The sequence below is a fragment of the Brevibacterium sp. HMSC24B04 genome (assembly GCF_001806835.1).
Lineage (GTDB): Bacteria > Actinomycetota > Actinomycetes > Actinomycetales > Brevibacteriaceae > Brevibacterium > Brevibacterium ravenspurgense.
In genome coordinates, this window is record NZ_KV786072.1 from 172,474 (window position 1) to 188,081 (window position 15,608).

Below are 15,608 nucleotides of genomic sequence, written 5' to 3' on the forward strand. Positions count from 1 at the left end.
CAGATAAGAGTCACACAATGCCGCCGACACCTCGTATGAGACGCGCGCAGCGCCGCGCGCAGATCATCAGCATCGCTACCCGCCAGTTTGCCCAGGAGGGCTACCACGCGACGTCGATGGATGCGATTGCTGCGAGCATCGGAGTGTCCAAGCCCGTCCTGTACCAGCACTTCGAATCGAAGCTTGACCTGTTCCTCACGGTCCTTGACGAGGCGATTGACAACCTCAACCGAATGCTCGCCACTCTGCTGGACTCGGTTCATGACCGCCGCGAGCGCGTGTACTCGACCATCAAGAGCTTCTTCATGTTCGCGGTTGAGGACCGCAACGCCTTTGATGTCCTCATGCGCGCCGACAACGAAAACGACGAAAGCCGTCAGCACTGGCGGGATGCTCTGGACAGCTTCGCCGACACGGTGAGCCGTTCCATCCGCCGCGACACCGAGGTCACGGAGGCCGAAGCGAACATCCTCGGCCACGCTCTTGTCGGCATGGCGAAGCAGGCGGCGTTCGAATGGTCCCGCAACCGCGACTACGATCCTTACGAAAGTGCTCGTCTTGTCGGCATCCTCGCTTTTGACGGGCTGTCGGCGATTGAAGATCCCCAGGTTGACCTGCATCCGGGGGAATAAGCGCAGCCTCGTGTGAGGTTGCCTCTGCGAACCGCGAACCCGCCAAGGAGGCGCTATGGAAATCAAAATCGGCATCACACAGTCCACTCGTGAAATCGCCATCGAATCTGACCTTGATGCTCAGCAGCTGAAGGACCTTGTCGATTCCGCGTTGAAGGACGGCACTCCTCTCGTGCTGGAGGACGGTCAGCGTCGCGTTGTCGTGCCGGCTGATTCCATTGCCTATGTTGACTCCGGCCCGTCCACGCAGGGTCGGGTCGGCTTCGGCATCAGCTGATCGGCTAAGTCAAAAGGGGAGGCTGTGGGCCTCCCCTTTTTCCTGTTCGCACGGGTTTTTCTTTTGTCACCGCTCCTGACTCACGAGGCGCCGCTGATCTCCCGCTGCCCCGCTCAGTCAGGTGCGCGCTCGGGTCAGGCGGTCAGCCCGAGGTCCGACATGCGCTTGGAGTGCCCGGCGAGCAGCCTCTGGAGAAGAGCTTCGTCGGGCTTTTCGAATACTGTGTTCGGGATTGCGGCGAATTCGCGGATGCGGGTGAGAGATTCGGCGACGAGCTTGCGTCCCCACAGTGCCAGGCGGCTGCCGATCACCTCGTCGTCGGCCACGACTGAACGCAGGCATTCCCGGAGATAGTCGGCAGAGCGTGTATCATCGAACACGGAATCGACGACCTCTCGACTCTTGGAGTCAAGAGCTGTGAGGGTGCTTCGACAGTATTCGGTCATGATCCCGTCGTAGACGTAGACCTTCATGACGGATTCGTACCAGTCTTTGGGTCGAGTGCGTTCCCGGAAAGCGCGGAACGAACCCGCCTGGCTTTCCATGAGGCTCGTCAGATCCCCGCCCAAGTCCGCCACCCGCGACGCCAGCCGCTCGAAGTGTTCGAGCGAGTGCCCCGCAAGACGCGCAAGGCCGATGGATTCGCGGATGCTCGGCGCGTGCTGTGAGTCCGTTGATGTGAGTTCAAACGTCGAAAGTGCGTGGAAGGCCAAAACGGACAGCGTTGCCGCGTGGACTTCTTCAGGCGTGTTGGAGTGGGGCATGGCCCTAGCCTAACCGCCGCGAGTGCGTTCGCCGCACCGGATAGACAATAGGAAAAATGTGACTGAACAGAAGACTTTTGCTGACTTCGGGGTTTCCGGCCCCATCGTCGCGGCTCTTGCCGATCACGGCATCACCGAGCCCTTCCCCATTCAATCGATGACTCTGCCGATCGCCCTCGGCGGCGCCGACATCATCGGTCAGGCGCAGACGGGCACCGGCAAGACCCTCGGCTTCGGCCTACCGCTGCTGCAGCGCCTCGATGCGCCTGTCCGCCCAGAGTTCGCTCCGGCCGAGGGCTCAACCCCCGAAATCCCCGAAGCCGGACGCGCCCCGCGTGGGCTCGTCGTCGCACCAACGCGTGAACTCGCCCAGCAGGTTGCCAGCGAACTCGCGACTGCGGCAGAAAAGCTGCAGGTCAAGGTCGTCACGATCTATGGCGGTCGGGACTACGAACCGCAGATTGAATCGCTCAAAGCCGGCGCCGATGTCGTCGTCGGAACTCCGGGCCGCCTGCTCGACCTGTACGGCCGTCGGATTCTCAAGCTCAGCGAAATCACGACCGTCGTCCTCGACGAGGCCGACGAAATGCTCGACCTGGGCTTCCTGCCGGATGTTGAGCGGATCATCGCCGCTCTGCCAGCGAAGCGCCAGACGATGCTGTTCTCGGCAACCATGCCCGGTGCGGTTGTCACAATGGCTCGCCGCTACATGCACCAGCCCACCCACATTCGGGCTGCAAACGAACAGTCGGCGCACGAAAAGACGGCGAACATCAAGCAGTTCGCCTACCGCGCCCACGCTATGGACAAGGCCGAGCTCGTCGGTCGTGTACTGCAGTCAGAGGGTCGCGGCCGCACCATCATCTTCGCCAAGACGAAGCGCACTGCCGACCGTCTGGCCGAAGAGCTCACGGACCGTGGTTTCAACGCCCGCCCGCTGCACGGTGACCTCAACCAGCAGGCGCGCGAGCGTGCTCTGAAGAACTTCCGCACCGGCAAGACCGATGTTCTGGTCGCCACCGATGTCGCTGCCCGCGGCATCGACGTTGAGGACGTCACCCACGTCATCAACTACCAGTGCCCGGATGACGAAAGCACCTACATTCACCGCGTGGGACGCACCGGTCGTGCCGGCAGCACCGGCATTGCGATCACGCTCATCGACTGGGATGACATTCCGCGCTGGAACATGATCGCCCGCACCCTTGAGCAGGACCTCGAGGCGAAGGAAACCTACTCCACGTCACCCCACCTGTTCGAAGAGCAGAACATCCCCAAGGGCACCAAGGGCCGGCTGCCGCGAGCACAGTCCGCAAAGTCCGAAGGCTCAGGCTCCGGCCGCGGCGAGAACCGCCGTTCCGGCCGCGGCGAGCGTCGTCGTGATGACAGCAAGCCGCGTCGCCCACGCCGCCGCACTCGCGGAGGCAAGAGCGTTGAGAAGGGCTCGGATGCGCAGAAGTCCGATCCCGCACAGCAGGCGAAGACCTCTGATGGGGATGCACCCAAGCGCCGTCGCCGTCGCCGCCGCACCCGAGGCGGAGCGCAAGAAGACTGACGGGTTCCGGCGGGTGCCGGGCGGGTCAGGCGTGAAGGACTTCGACGCCGCGGGCTCGCTCTGCTATTCGCTCCAGCTGTTCCGGCTCGGTGATGTTTTCACCGAGCCGGTTTGGCTTTCCGGCGCCGTGATAGTCGGATGATCCGGTCACAATGAGGTCGTGTTCTGCCGCCATGCGGCGCAGTCGGCGTCGCCCCTCCGGAGGATTGTCCCGGTGGTCGATCTCCAAGCCGTCGAGTCCCGCTTCGATGAGTTCGGCGATGGCAGCGTCACCGAGCACGCGGCCGCGTGCTGATGCAAGAGGGTGGGCGAACACGGCTACTCCCCCGGCATCGTGAACCATGCGCACGGCATCGATTGCGGATATTGCCGGAATCGGCACGTAGTAGGGCCCGCGCGGTGACAGCAGGTGCGCAAAAGCCGCACTGCGGTCGGCGGCGAATCCGCCGGCTACGAGGGCGTCGGCAATGTGCGGCCGTCCGATTGTCGCTTCAGGGCCGACAACGGCCAGAAGGTCGTCCCAGTTCAGCGGGTAGTCGCGGCTGAGCAGTTCGACCATGCGCTGGCCGCGTTCAAGGCGGGCTTTGCGCATATCGGCAACCGCGGCGGAAAGTTCGGCCCCGTCTGGATTGTGCAGGTAGCTCAGCAGGTGCACTGTCACACCGTCGTGTTTGCACGACACTTCCATACCGCGCACCAGGCTGATGCCTTCGCGTTTGGCAGCCACGGCCGCATCGGCCCATCCGCGAACCGTGTCGTGATCTGTCAGCCCCACAGTTTCAAGCCCCACCTGCGCGGCTTCTTTCAGCAGTTCTTCGGGCGTTTGAGTGCCGTCGGAAAAGCTCGAGTGGGTGTGCAGATCGATCGACATGCCACACAGTCTACTGAGCCGGATGACACGGCGGCACTGGCGACTATGCTGGAGTCATGACTACCGATCAGGCTCTTGATGACCGTGTCAACAACCGCTCCCGCAGGCCGAACTCGAAGGCCTTCCGGGATTTCGTAGCTCAGGGCTGGGAGCGCACTCCCGTTCCCGCCGAAGCACTCGAAGCCTCCCGCTTCACCCCCGCCCGCCGTGAGGCAGTCTCCAAGGCATTCCCGGGCGAACGGGTTGTCGTTCCCGCCGGCAGCCTCAAGGTCCGCTCGAACGACACCGACTACCCCTTCCGCCCGCACTCCGCGTTCATTCACCTGACCGGGCTGCACGCTGACCTTGAGCCCGACTCTGTTCTCGTGTTCGAACCCACCGAGGACGGCCACAACGTCACGTTCTACTTCAGCCCGCGCGCTGGAGCGGACACCGAGGAGTTCTTCTCGGATGCCCGCTACGGCGAATACTGGGTCGGCAAGCGCCCGGAACTGGAAACCATGGAGACCATGACCGGCATGGCGTGCCGGCCCATTTCCGAAGCCGGCGATTCCATTACGAAGGACCTCGGCAGCACCTCGGTGCGTCTGCTGCGCGGTGCCGACAGCAGCATCGAAGCGCAGGTTGATTCCGCCCGCCAGGCTGTTCAGGCCGACCTCGAGGCCAGCCAGGCCGGCGATGACGAGCTCGCCCAGTTCCTGTCCGAGCTGCGCCTGATCAAGGACGACTACGAAATCGGCGAAGTCCGCCGCGCTATCGCAATCACCCGTGAAGGCTTCGACCACATCATCGACAGCCTCGACGAAGCCGTCGGCCACCACCGCGGTGAGCGTGTCATCGAAACCGCGTTCTGGAAGGCTGCCCGCACCGAGGGCAACAACGTCGGCTACGAAACGATTGCCGCTTCCGGCAACAACGCCTGCACGCTCCACTGGACGAAGAACACCGGCAAGGTCAACCCTGGTGATCTGCTGCTGGTCGATGCCGGTGCTGAGGCCGACAGCCTGTACACGGCTGACATCACCCGCACGATTCCCATCAGCGGTACTTTCTCGGACGTGCAGGCCCGCATCTACGACGCGGTTCTGGAAGCCGCGGACGCTGCTTTTGCGGTTGCCGGTGAGCACGTCAACCGTCCCGTGAAGTTCGCAGAGATTCACGATGCCGCTATGCATGTCATTGCGCACCGCTTGGAAGAGTGGGGTCTTCTGCCGGTTACTGCCGAAGAGGCGCTCAGCCCTGAGGGCCAGCAGCACCGCCGGTGGATGGTCCACGGAACCAGCCACCACCTCGGGCTCGATGTTCACGACTGCGCCCAGGCGCGTGCCGACATGTACCTGGGTGCTGACCTCAAGCCGGGCATGATCTTCACGATTGAGCCGGGCCTGTACTTCAAGGAAGAGGATCTTCTGCTTCCCGAGGAATACCGCGGCATTGGCGTGCGGATCGAGGACGACATTCTCGTCACCGAGGACGGCGTTGAGAACCTGTCGGCCGGCTTCCCGCGGACTCGCGAAGAAATCGAAGCGTGGGTTCAGGGGCGCAGCTGAGTGGAACTCGGCCGTCTGCTTCCCGGGGTCGGCCCCGAGCACATCGGGGTGAGGGTCGGCACGTGCGCTGTGGGTTCTCTCAGCGGCGTCACGGCTCTCATTCCGCCTGCGGGAAGCACAGTCGGGGTTGACTCCCGAGGTGGAGGCCCGGCTACGCACGAAACCGACATCGCCCGCCCGGGAACCCTTCCGTTCGGGGCGGACGGGATTGTGCTGACCGGTGGCAGTGCGCTGGGACTGGCTTCAGCCCGCGGGGTGCAGGACCGGCTGGTCGAGTCCGGTGTGGGCACGCCTGTTGCCGGCACGCGAGTCCCGATTGTTCCCGCCGCCGCGATTTTCGACATCGGCCGCGGAGGCGCGCCTACTCCCCCATCTGCTGAGGATGGGTACCGGGCTGCCGAGAACGCACTCGGCCGCCGGGCAGCCAGCGGTTCCGTTCTGTATGAGTCTCGTGGCAGCACGGGTGCCGGGATCGGCGCGTGGACGGGCCGCGGTTTTTCCCGAGGCGGAATGGGCTGCGCGTCAATCTTCACCGCGGGCGGGCACTGGGTCAGTGCAGTCGTCATCGCCAATCCGATGGGCACTCTGTTTGAGCCCGGCGGCAGGCTTGCCGCCGCGGGTGTGCTCAATACCTACGGAATGCAGCTGCCGACTGTCGATCCGGATGAAACCGCACGGATGACTGAGTGCGCCCGACAGCGTCAGCAGCAGGCAACGACGAACACGACTATTGCCCTCATCTGCACTGATGCTTTTCTGACAGACGCGGAAGCCACTCGGCTGGCGACGTCCGCACACGCGGGAATCGCCCGTGCCGTGTGGCCTTCGCACACCATGTTCGACGGCGACACCGTGTTTGCTGTCAGCGCCGGGCAGCACGCAGACGGTGCTGCCTCGACCGGCCCCGGAGGCTCCGCCTCGTCACCGGGAACCCCCGTGGAGATGCAGACCCAGCTCAACATCGCCGCCGCCGATGCCCTGTCTGCCGCAATCGTCGATGCTGTTCTCACCGCGGGTGAACCGCACCACCAATTGTCCAACGTGGATCTTCCGCCAGCGCTGAGGGATGTTTTCCCTGACCTGTGCAGTGCGTGGGAAGCGCAGGCGCGGGAACGCCTGGATGGTCCGCTGACAGGGACAGACACCGCGGTACAGCCCTGATCGGCGGCGAAGTAGAATAGCCAGTCGAATATCGTCGTCAGAGGAAGGTCGGTCAGTGACACCTCCCAACAGGGACGCGGTATATGAAGCCCTCAAAGGCGTCATAGACCCCGAAATCCGCCGCAGCATCGTCGAACTGGGAATGCTCGACGAATTCACCATCGCAGACGACGGCACCGTCGACGTGCGCGTTCTGCTGACAGTCGCGGGCTGTCCGCTCAAGGACACCATCATCAGCGACACCACGAAGGCCGTACAGGCTGTTGAAGGCGTCACCGCCGTCAACGTGGAACTGGGCACCATGACACCCGAACAGCGCCAAGAGATGCGCGAAAAGCTCCAGGGGCCCGGCGCCTCGCGCCCCATTCCCTTCAACGAACCGAACTCGCTCACCCGCGTCTACGCGGTGGCCTCCGGCAAGGGCGGTGTCGGCAAGTCGTCTGTAACCGCCAACCTCGCTGTCGCACTCGCCGAACAGGGCCTGTCGGTCGGCGTTGTCGACGCCGACATCTACGGCTTCTCGATCCCCGGCATGCTCGGCCTGTCGGGCAACCCCACCCGCGTGGACGACATGATCATCCCGCAGGTGGCTCACAACGTGAAGGTCATGTCGATCGGCATGTTCGTCCCGCCGTCACAGCCTGTCGTGTGGCGCGGACCTATGCTGCACCGTGCGCTCCAGCAGTTCCTCACGGACGTGTTCTGGGGCGACCTCGACATCCTGCTGCTCGACCTGCCTCCGGGTACGGGTGACATCGCCATTTCAGTCGGCCAGCTGCTGCCCACCTCGGAGCTTCTGGTTGTCACAACACCGCAGCAGGCCGCCGCCCAGGTGGCCGCACGCGCCGGCACGGTCGCAACACAGACCCGCCAGCGCATCGCGGGTGTTGTCGAGAATATGTCGTGGCTCGAACTGCCCTCCGGTGAGCGCATGGAGATCTTCGGTTCAGGAGGCGGCACCGAGGTAGCCGAACAGCTGACCCGCACCACCGGTGCGAAGGTCCCGCTCCTGGGTCAGATTCCGCTGGACGAGCCCGTCCGCTCCGGCGCTGACGCCGGTGTGCCGGCTGTTCTGTCCCACCCGGATTCCCCCGCTTCGGTGACGCTGCGCTCTGTTGCCCAGCAGCTCAGCCGCCGTTCGCGCGGACTTGCCGGCCGTTCGCTCGGACTGTCACCGGCCTGAGTAAGGCACACAGCTGAAGAAGAGGGGCGTGCGAGTTTCAACCTCGCACGCCCCTCTTTTCGATTTCACAGCATTAGGTCGGCACTTACGTAGCTTCGTCGTCAAACGGCGCCGGTTTCGATGTGTCGCGCTGGCCTGCCTGTTCTGAGTACCTCTGCAGGGGTGACAGGCGCATGGGCTCCAGCGGGCGATCATCAGCCGGTTCGGGTTCGTCGTCTTCCATGAGGGCCTCACGCACAATCCTGCGCGGGTCGTACTGGCGCGGATCGAATTTCTGCCAGTCGACGTCTTTGAAGTCGTCACCCATTTCGTCCTGCACGCTGTCGCGCAGACTGACGATCTGCTTGCGCATGGTTTTGACGAAATCACGCAGCTGCGCGGCATATTCCGGCATGCGCTGCGGGCCTACGACAATGAGAACAACAAGCATGATGATGATGAACTCAGTGCCGTTGATCCCGAACATGCACACCATTCTAAGCCGTGGCGCCCTCCGGCTTCAGCCGAGGTCGGCACACGCCAGGACCTGTGACTATGCTTATCCCACCGGGGTCATCAGGCCCGGCGGGAACACACGCAGAACAGGAGGAGCGCTTGTCCAGAAACTGGGCGGCTGACAGCCACTACGCTTCTCGGTTCAACACCGCGACAGCCGCAGAAGAAGCGGCGCGCACAATTGCGGCGGACTATCAGAGCGCCCCGTTGGGCGCGACATCCGCCAGGCTTCTGACCATGCTCGTACAGCTGACCGGTGCAAAGAACGTCGTTGAGCTGGGCACCGGCACGGGAGCGTCAACACTGGCGATACTCGCAGGATTGGGCCCCGGCGGCATGCTCACGAGTGTTGACATTGATCGCGAACGCCAGTCAGTGGCTGCTGAACTCGCTGAGGTCGCAGGTTTCCGCGCCCACCGAACCCGGTTCATCCAGGGTTTTGCCGAATCGGTCCTCAGCCGGCTCTCACCGGAAGGCTACGACTTCGTGTTCGTCGACACTGACCCAGCTGGTTTCCCCGACATCGTGCCGCAGGCCCTGACGAAGGTGCGCAACGGCGGACTGCTGGTGGTCAATGACGCCCTGGGTTCGGGGACCGTCGCAGACCCCGCTGCTCGGGATGCGAGTTCCACCGCCCTGCGTCGGGTTCTTGCCGACCTCCAGGACTCCCCCAACCGTGTGCTCCTGCCGATCGATGCGGGACTGCTGGCAGTGCGCCGCTGACCGGCCAAAGAAAAATCCCGTTCTCCCACCGGGAGAACGGGATCTGCGAAACGCCGGTCAGCCTTCGAGCGCTCCGGCCAGGACATCCTTGAGGTCCTGAGCTTCGTCCTGGCTGATTTCGATAACCAGACGGCCGCCGCCTTCAACGGGCAGGCGAAGGACATAGCCGCGTCCCTCTTTCGTCACTTCGAGAGGGCCATCACCGGTGCGAGGCTTCTGAGCTGCCATTCTTAATCCTTTCGCCGAACACAGTTATCAGCTATTATCCAACACTTTCTCGGGTTTCGCACATACCGAGACCTTCTTCGTCATATCACGGCGGGAAGCCCGTGGGCGGCACCAGACGCCACAGCAGTGATACCCACAGAAGCTGCAGGACCGTAAACCCGATAAGCGCCGTAGCCAGAGCCGTGCGGGAGCGACTGCGCGCCTGCACCATTGCCAGACCGAACATCGGCAGCAGAAGCCGCAGGGTTGAAGTCTGCGGTGTGAAGAACAAGAGCAGGTAGACGGCATAGCCGAAAAGGAACTGCTTCTGCGTCCTGCCGATCAGCTCACCCGTCGGACCGAGCGTTCCCCACACGAACAGCAGGATGAGAACAGCGAGGGCAATCGGCCCCCACCAGCCCAGATAGCGTGTCGAGGCCGTGAGCCACTGGGTGAAGACCTCCGTGTGGCCCGTCCACGCGGCTTCGGTCTTCCGGTAAGCGTCGAATTGTCCCGTGAGCATCCATGCTCCCAGCGGCTGCAGTACGGCGAAGAAGCACGACAGCACACCCAAAGCCCACGATGTCAGGACTTCCCGCAGAGGATACGGCTCTGTCTGCCTGCGCCGGATCCGATCAAGCAGGTGAATGAGCATAAAGAACGAAAACGCCACTCCAATGGGCCTGGCGAGGTCCATGAGGAGAACTGCTGGAATGGCAAGAAGATAGCGGCGAGAATCCACGCACAGCAGGGAAAGCGCGAGGAAGAAGATGCCGGCGGCTTCCGAATAGCCGGTCGAAAAGACGGCTGCTGCGGGAAAGAAGAACACGAGCGCTGTACCGGCAAGGGCTCGTGCAGGATCTGCGTGCCGCCGGAACAGGTACAGAATCGCAATCGCTGCTGCCAGGGCGAAGATGTGCGACACGATGGGTGAGAGCACCTTGTAGTCAATGCCCGTCATATCGCGCAGCCAGCCGACAATCGTGGGGTGCAGCGGATAGAACGCCCACTGGTTCTGGGCGACATCCCCACTGTCAGTCAACGGGAGAACACGGGGGTAGCCCTCATCGGCGATTCTGCGGTACCAGTCAGCGTCCCAGAAGCCCAGGAACTCAAAGAAGGTCGGAGGTTTGTTGTCCGACCAGAACGTGGGCGCCTGGAAGCGCAGAACAATGCTGAACAGCAGCAGAGTCACCACGCGGCTGACGGCATAGACCGCAGTGGCCTGCGCCCATACCGGCAGGCGCAGAAGAGACGCCGTCAGACGCCGGGCAGAGAAGGCTTCGGTGCGTAGCTGCACGGCTTCACTTTTCGGTTCTGACACCGGCTTCTTCTTCAAGCTCTTCTATGCGGGCAGTGAGGATGTCAATGGCCTGATCAACTTGGTCCCTGCGGTACCCGCCGAAAGCTGGTGAGAACCGCATCCGGGCAATATCAGCAGCGGATGCGTCCTTCGGCGGCAGAACGGGTTCGGGTTCGCTCATGCCGGAATCGAAGATGCCGAAAGCGCCGGCGGCAACGGCTGCGAACACGATGAGCGCCGCGCACGCTCCAAGGATCATCCAGGCCATGCGTCTATGCTCTCACACGCTTTCAGCGCAGTCCCCGCTGTGCGCTGACAGGCGGTTTGAGGCCGCGTATGCCGACAACCACGTCAATCGCCTGACGTGTTTCAGCCGTGTCATGCGTACGGATAATGGCAGCACCCGCATCAACTGCAAGCGCCGTGGCCGCAATAGTGGCGGCAAGCCGGTCATCCGGTCCTTGTGAACCGACGAGCTCTCCCACAAAGTCCTTGCGCGAAATCGCGAGCATCACGGCGCTCTCACCGGCTGTGAGCATGCCAAGGTCCCGCATAACAGCGGCCGACTGGTACGTGTTCTTCCCAAAATCGGGTGTGGGGTCAAGAATGATGGCTCGTTCGTCAACGCCCGCCTCAAGGGCGCGTGCGCGCAACCGCTCAAGCCCCTCCATGACGGCCGGCATGACATCAGCAGACGATAGGCCCAACCGGTTGCGGTGCGCGTCAGTCCGGGGAGTCAGGCCCCCGGTGTGGGAGCAGACCAGGCCGACCTCCGCCTCGGCGGCAGCGTGTGCGACATCAAGATCCACACCCGCCCACGTGTCGTTGATGAGCCCGGCACCGGCCTCGGCCGCGGCTCTGGCCACCGGTGCGCGGTAGGTGTCGCAGGAGATGAGCACATCCGGGTGTTCCTTAGCCAAAGCCGAGATGACCGGCGCGACCAAAGCGATTTCTTCGTCTACCGACACAGACGGTCCGCGCCCGGCCCTCACTCCCCCGATGTCGAGGATCCGCGCACCTTCCCGGACCGCCTCCTCGGCAGAGCAGAGTGCATCGTCCACGGTTGCCGCAGACGTGTAGAACGAGTCCGTCGACCGGTTGATGACAGCCATGATGACCGGCTGCAGGGGTCCGGCCTCAACCCCGCGAACTCTGAACGTCACGGACGGAAACGACCGGTGGGAATCGGCTGGTCGGCAGACTCCTGAATGAAGGCAATTGCCTCATCCACCGAATCCGTCAGATGGAACAGATCGACATCGCCGGGAGAAATCGTTCCCTTGTCGACGAGTGTTGTGGTGATCCAGTCAACGAGCCCCGACCAGAAGTCCGTTCCCATAAGAACCACCGGATAGCGGTTCTTCTTGCGTGTCTGCACCAGTGTGAGAGCCTCAAACAGCTCATCAAGAGTGCCGAAGCCGCCGGGCAGCACAATCGCGGCCGAGGAATACTTCATAAACATCGTCTTGCGCACGAAGAAGTAGCGGAAGTTGATGCCGATGCCCACATAGGGGTTGAGCCCCGATTCAAACGGCAGTTCGATGCCCAGGCCCACCGAGGTTCCTTCGGCTTCCGCTGCACCCTTGCTGCCGCCCTCCATGACACCGGGCCCACCGCCGGTGACAACCGCGTATCCCTCGTCCACGAGCCTGCGACCGAGCTCTTCAGCCAGGGCGTACTCTTCCGTGCCTTCGTTCAGGCGGGCCGAACCGAAGATCGACACTGCCGTCGGCAGACCCGCCAGCGAACTGAAGCCCTCAATGAACTCCGCGTGGATCCGCATGGTCCGCCACGGGTCTTCGTGCACCCAGTCCGAGTTCGGGCGGTTGTCCAACAGTCGCTGATCGGCCGTGGTTTGGGGCACGTGCTGGCTTCGCAGGTGCAGTGAGCCCTTCGTGTAGAAGAGTTCGTCGTTCGGGATGTCAGAGCTGGTCATTGTGTCCTTTCACGAAAAAGACGGGGCGGGCACAGTGCCTCACCCCGCCTTCACCCAGCCGTCATTTCGACGGGTAGGTGCGAAGCTTTTCGCCGGTGTAGATCTGGCGCGGACGGCCGATGCGGGTGGTGTCGTCACCGCGCATTTCAATCCACTGGGCAATCCAGCCGGGCAGACGGCCCATGGCGAAGATCACCGTGAACATGTCGGTGGGGAATCCAAGCGCCTTGTAGATCAGACCCGTGTAGAAGTCGACGTTCGGGTACAGCTTGCGGCTGACGAAGTAGTCGTCGTCAAGCGCAACCTTTTCCAGAGCTGTAGCAAGGTCCAGGAGGTCGTCGTTGCCGCCCTGCTCTTCGATGATGTCGTGGGCGGTCTGCTTGATGATGGCAGCGCGCGGGTCGTAGTTCTTGTAGACGCGGTGGCCGAAGCCCATGAGGCGCACGCCGCGTTCCTTGTTCTTGACCCGCTCCATGTAGCTTTCGGCGCCGTCGTCGGACTGCGAAATCTCTTCGAGCATTTCCAGCACCGCGGAGTTCGCGCCGCCGTGCAGAGGGCCTGCCAGAGCGTTGATGCCGGCTACAACCGACTGGTAGAGGTTTGCTTCGGACGAGCCGACCAGGCGAACCGACGATGTCGAGCAGTTCTGTTCGTGGTCTGCGTGCAGGATGAACAGAAGGTCGAGCGCCTTGCGGACGTTCTCGCTGGATGCGTATTCTTCACCGCTTACACCGAAGTTGCTGCGGAAGAAGTTGCCGACCAGGCCGTACTGCGGTTCGGGGCGCAGCACCGAGTCGACGCCGAAGCGGCGGCGGTGGGCCAGGGCCGTCAAGACGGGCATGGCGCCGAGCAGGCGAACGGCGGCTTCTTCCATCTGTGCGTCGTCGTAGACGTCGATGGTGTCCTGGTTGAAGGTGCCCAGCGCCGAAACGGCGGTCGAGAGGATCGACATGGGGTGGGCGTCTTCCGGCATTGCGGCGACGAGGTCGTAGATGCCCTGCGGGACTTCGGCGTGCTGGGCGATGCGCTCCTCGAACGACTTCAGCTGTTCGGCGGTGGGCAGTTCGCCCTTGATGAGGAGGTAGGCGACTTCGACGAAGGATGCGTTCTCGGCGAGGTCTTCGATGGCGTATCCGCGGTAGCGCAGGATGCCTTCGTCACCGTCGATGAAGGTGATGGCGGAGGTCGACGAGGCGGTGTTGCCAAAGCCGGGGTCGAAGGTGACGCGGTCGGTTTCGGCCAGGAGCTTGCTGATGTTCAGCCCCTCAGTACCGGCTGTTGGTTCGACGCCTTCGAGTTCGAGTTCATGGTCATCTACCCGCAGGAAGCCGTCTGCCGCCATTGATTCTCCTCTGTTCGAACTTCGCACGCTCTGTTCCGCTGTGGTTCAGAGACATGAAGAAGATTACCTAATTGTAGAAAAAACAGTAAATCACTGAGAGTTCGCTCAACGTGTGGTAGCTGAGCTTCCGCGCAGCCTCTCAGCCGCCGCGCGGATCCTTTCGTCCGGTGCTGTCAGCGCCAGCCGGACGTGCTGCTGACCCTCGGGTCCGTAGATGAAGCCGGGGCCTGCCATGATGCCCAGCCCTGCCAGCCATTCGAGTGTTGTCATGCAGTCTTCGCCCCGGGTTGCCCACAGGTACAGGCCCGCTTCCGAATGGTCGATGCGCAGGCCCGCCTGTTCGACTGCCGGCCGCAGAAGCTCGCGACGACGCCGGTAGAGGTCGCGCTGCCGCTGCCAGTGCGCGTCGTCATTCAGAGCGGCGATCATCGCCGCCTGCACGGGTGCGGGAACGATCATTCCCTGGTGTTTGCGGGTGGTGGTCAGTTCCCGGATGAGCACGCGGTCACCCGTGACGAATGATGCACGGTAGCCGGCGAGGTTTGACTGTTTGGACAGCGAATAGACGCTCAGCACGCCGGAATAGTCGTCGCCGACGACCCCAGGGTCGAGAACCGACGGGGTTGGGCGATCCTCGGCCCAGTTGAGAGCTGCGTAGCATTCGTCGCCGGCGACCACGGTGCCGCAGCGACGCGCTTCTGCGATGACAGCCCGAAGCTCTTCAGCCGTATCTACGCGGCCGGTGGGATTGCCCGGCGAATTGAGCCACAGGAGGCCCACACCTTCCAGCGATGCTCCCGCGGCAATGTCTGCTGCATTGATGCGCACACATTCGACACCGGCAAGGCGCGCACCGATTTCATATGTGGGGTATGCCTGCGACGGGCATGCCACGCGCAGTCCCAGCTGAGCGAGCCCCAGCAGGCTCGGCAGGGCTGCGACGAACTCTTTGGACCCGACCGTCGGCAGGATTTCGCTGCCGGGATCAATTTCGATGCCGCGGACCCGCTTCGACCAGCCGGCAATCGCTTCGCGCAGCTGAACAGTGCCGTCAGTTGTGGGATAGCCCGGAGCGTCAGCTGCCGCCCGCAGGGCTTCCTGTATGAGCTCCGGTGTTGGGTCGATGGGCGTGCCGATTGAGATGTCGACGATCCCATCGGGATGAGCTTCGGCGGTCTGCCGTACGGCGGCCAGCCGGTCCCACGGGTAGGCCTCCAGGTGAAGACCGTAGCGTTCGTAGGTCACTCGTCGTGTTCCTGCTTGGGCAACGCTGCAACGATCGGGTGGTCGTAGCCGACATTGCCGACACCGGCGGCTCCGCCGGGTGAACCGAGGTCGTTGAAGAAGTCGACGTTGGCCGTGTAGTACTCGGCCCACTCTTCTGGGACGTCGTCTTCGTAGTAGATGGCCTCAACAGGGCAGACAGGTTCGCAGGCGCCGCAGTCCACGCACTCGTCGGGGTGGATGTAGAGCATCCGCTCGCCTTCGTAGATGCAGTCGACGGGACATTCGTCAACACAGGCGAGGTCTTTGAGGTCGACGCAGGGCTGGGCAATGATGTAGGTCACTGGGACTCCTTCTGCTGAGCGTGGAGTGACACGCTCCCGGC

18 protein-coding genes are annotated in these 15,608 nt (G+C 63.1%); 7 read left to right on the top strand and 11 right to left on the bottom strand.

Annotated elements, in window-relative coordinates; all coding sequences use genetic code 11:
- Positions 1-17: 17 nt before the first annotated feature.
- Both HMPREF3092_RS02630 and HMPREF3092_RS02635 read left to right on the top strand, forming a co-directional pair.
- Complete coding sequence (locus HMPREF3092_RS02630; protein WP_083274211.1) at positions 18-632, top strand: TetR/AcrR family transcriptional regulator; 615 nt, start codon at positions 18-20, stop codon at positions 630-632.
- 55 nt (positions 633-687) lie between these two features.
- Positions 688-909, top strand: coding sequence for a DUF3107 domain-containing protein (locus HMPREF3092_RS02635; protein ID WP_019175483.1), 222 nt, complete (start codon positions 688-690; stop codon positions 907-909).
- A 134-nt stretch (positions 910-1,043) separates the two neighbouring features.
- Here the strand turns inward: HMPREF3092_RS02635 and HMPREF3092_RS02640 are convergent, their stop codons facing one another.
- Positions 1,044-1,673, bottom strand: a complete 630-nt coding sequence (locus tag HMPREF3092_RS02640; protein WP_019175484.1) for a ferritin-like fold-containing protein — start codon at positions 1,671-1,673, stop codon at positions 1,044-1,046.
- Positions 1,674-1,731: 58 nt separating this feature from the next.
- On the opposite strand from HMPREF3092_RS02640, the gene HMPREF3092_RS02645 reads away from it, so the two are divergent.
- Positions 1,732-3,228 (top strand): DEAD/DEAH box helicase, encoded by a 1,497-nt coding sequence (locus HMPREF3092_RS02645; RefSeq protein WP_070423734.1) that lies wholly within the window; start codon positions 1,732-1,734, stop codon positions 3,226-3,228.
- Positions 3,229-3,253: 25 nt separating this feature from the next.
- On the opposite strand, the gene HMPREF3092_RS02650 is transcribed toward HMPREF3092_RS02645, so the two are convergent.
- Positions 3,254-4,099, bottom strand: a complete 846-nt coding sequence (locus HMPREF3092_RS02650; RefSeq protein ID WP_070423735.1) for a PHP domain-containing protein — start codon at positions 4,097-4,099, stop codon at positions 3,254-3,256.
- 56 nt (positions 4,100-4,155) lie between these two features.
- Between HMPREF3092_RS02650 and HMPREF3092_RS02655 the strand changes: the two genes are divergently transcribed.
- The 3 genes from HMPREF3092_RS02655 to HMPREF3092_RS02665 are packed head-to-tail and all read left to right on the top strand — an operon-like array spanning position 4,156 to position 7,993.
- Positions 4,156-5,649, top strand: a complete 1,494-nt coding sequence (locus HMPREF3092_RS02655; RefSeq protein ID WP_070423736.1) for an aminopeptidase P family protein — start codon at positions 4,156-4,158, stop codon at positions 5,647-5,649.
- Complete coding sequence (locus HMPREF3092_RS02660; protein ID WP_070423737.1) at positions 5,650-6,810, top strand: P1 family peptidase; 1,161 nt, start codon at positions 5,650-5,652, stop codon at positions 6,808-6,810.
- A gap of 55 nt (positions 6,811-6,865) precedes the next feature.
- A complete protein-coding gene (locus HMPREF3092_RS02665) occupies positions 6,866-7,993 on the top strand; it encodes an Mrp/NBP35 family ATP-binding protein (RefSeq protein ID WP_019175489.1) in 1,128 nt (375 codons plus the stop codon).
- 85 nt (positions 7,994-8,078) lie between these two features.
- Here the strand turns inward: HMPREF3092_RS02665 and HMPREF3092_RS02670 are convergent, their stop codons facing one another.
- Positions 8,079-8,459, bottom strand: coding sequence for a twin-arginine translocase TatA/TatE family subunit (locus tag HMPREF3092_RS02670; protein WP_019175490.1), 381 nt, complete (start codon positions 8,457-8,459; stop codon positions 8,079-8,081).
- Between the two features lie 128 nt (positions 8,460-8,587).
- Here HMPREF3092_RS02670 and HMPREF3092_RS02675 point away from each other — a divergent pair, with 128 nt between their 5' ends.
- The gene (locus tag HMPREF3092_RS02675) at positions 8,588-9,211 is read left to right on the top strand and encodes an O-methyltransferase (protein ID WP_061942449.1); all 624 of its coding nucleotides are present in this window, start codon (positions 8,588-8,590) and stop codon (positions 9,209-9,211) included.
- Between the two features lie 57 nt (positions 9,212-9,268).
- Here the strand turns inward: HMPREF3092_RS02675 and HMPREF3092_RS02680 are convergent, their stop codons facing one another.
- The 8 genes from HMPREF3092_RS02680 to fdxA form a co-directional block, all read right to left on the bottom strand.
- Positions 9,269-9,439 carry a DUF3117 domain-containing protein gene (locus tag HMPREF3092_RS02680; protein WP_019175492.1) on the bottom strand — a complete coding sequence of 57 codons (171 nt, stop codon included), beginning with the start codon at positions 9,437-9,439 and terminating at the stop codon, positions 9,269-9,271.
- 85 nt (positions 9,440-9,524) lie between these two features.
- Entirely contained in the window at positions 9,525-10,718 is a 1,194-nt protein-coding gene (locus tag HMPREF3092_RS02685; protein WP_256174362.1) for a hypothetical protein, read from the bottom strand.
- Between the two features lie 4 nt (positions 10,719-10,722).
- Positions 10,723-10,989, bottom strand: a complete 267-nt coding sequence (locus tag HMPREF3092_RS02690) for a DivIVA domain-containing protein (RefSeq protein WP_070423739.1) — start codon at positions 10,987-10,989, stop codon at positions 10,723-10,725.
- 22 nt (positions 10,990-11,011) lie between these two features.
- A complete protein-coding gene (folP, locus tag HMPREF3092_RS02695) occupies positions 11,012-11,884 on the bottom strand; it encodes a dihydropteroate synthase (protein ID WP_070423740.1) in 873 nt (290 codons plus the stop codon).
- Positions 11,881-12,657, bottom strand: coding sequence for an LOG family protein (locus tag HMPREF3092_RS02700; protein WP_070423741.1), 777 nt, complete (start codon positions 12,655-12,657; stop codon positions 11,881-11,883). The genes folP and HMPREF3092_RS02700 overlap by 4 nt, the downstream gene beginning before the upstream one ends.
- A gap of 61 nt (positions 12,658-12,718) precedes the next feature.
- Positions 12,719-13,999 carry a citrate synthase gene (locus HMPREF3092_RS02705; protein ID WP_070423742.1) on the bottom strand — a complete coding sequence of 427 codons (1,281 nt, stop codon included), beginning with the start codon at positions 13,997-13,999 and terminating at the stop codon, positions 12,719-12,721.
- Between the two features lie 105 nt (positions 14,000-14,104).
- A complete protein-coding gene (gene dapC / locus HMPREF3092_RS02710) occupies positions 14,105-15,244 on the bottom strand; it encodes a succinyldiaminopimelate transaminase (protein ID WP_070423743.1) in 1,140 nt (379 codons plus the stop codon).
- Positions 15,241-15,567: a ferredoxin gene (fdxA, locus tag HMPREF3092_RS02715; protein ID WP_061942434.1), complete on the bottom strand. Its 327-nt coding sequence runs from the start codon at positions 15,565-15,567 to the stop codon at positions 15,241-15,243. Before fdxA ends, dapC begins: the two co-directional genes overlap by 4 nt.
- Between the last annotated feature and the right edge of the window lie 41 nt (positions 15,568-15,608).

Coding starts and splice junctions, on each gene's coding strand:
- HMPREF3092_RS02640 (WP_019175484.1), bottom strand. CDS start 1,673: ATGCCCCACTCCAACACGCCTGAAGAAGTCCACGCGGCAACGCTGTCC.
- HMPREF3092_RS02670 (WP_019175490.1), bottom strand. CDS start 8,459: ATGTTCGGGATCAACGGCACTGAGTTCATCATCATCATGCTTGTTGTT.
- HMPREF3092_RS02635 (WP_019175483.1), top strand. CDS start 688: ATGGAAATCAAAATCGGCATCACACAGTCCACTCGTGAAATCGCCATC.
- HMPREF3092_RS02655 (WP_070423736.1), top strand. CDS start 4,156: ATGACTACCGATCAGGCTCTTGATGACCGTGTCAACAACCGCTCCCGC.
- HMPREF3092_RS02650 (WP_070423735.1), bottom strand. CDS start 4,099: ATGTCGATCGATCTGCACACCCACTCGAGCTTTTCCGACGGCACTCAA.
- HMPREF3092_RS02690 (WP_070423739.1), bottom strand. CDS start 10,989: ATGGCCTGGATGATCCTTGGAGCGTGCGCGGCGCTCATCGTGTTCGCA.
- HMPREF3092_RS02680 (WP_019175492.1), bottom strand. CDS start 9,439: ATGGCAGCTCAGAAGCCTCGCACCGGTGATGGCCCTCTCGAAGTGACG.
- HMPREF3092_RS02705 (WP_070423742.1), bottom strand. CDS start 13,999: ATGGCGGCAGACGGCTTCCTGCGGGTAGATGACCATGAACTCGAACTC.
- HMPREF3092_RS02630 (WP_083274211.1), top strand. CDS start 18: ATGCCGCCGACACCTCGTATGAGACGCGCGCAGCGCCGCGCGCAGATC.
- HMPREF3092_RS02700 (WP_070423741.1), bottom strand. CDS start 12,657: ATGACCAGCTCTGACATCCCGAACGACGAACTCTTCTACACGAAGGGC.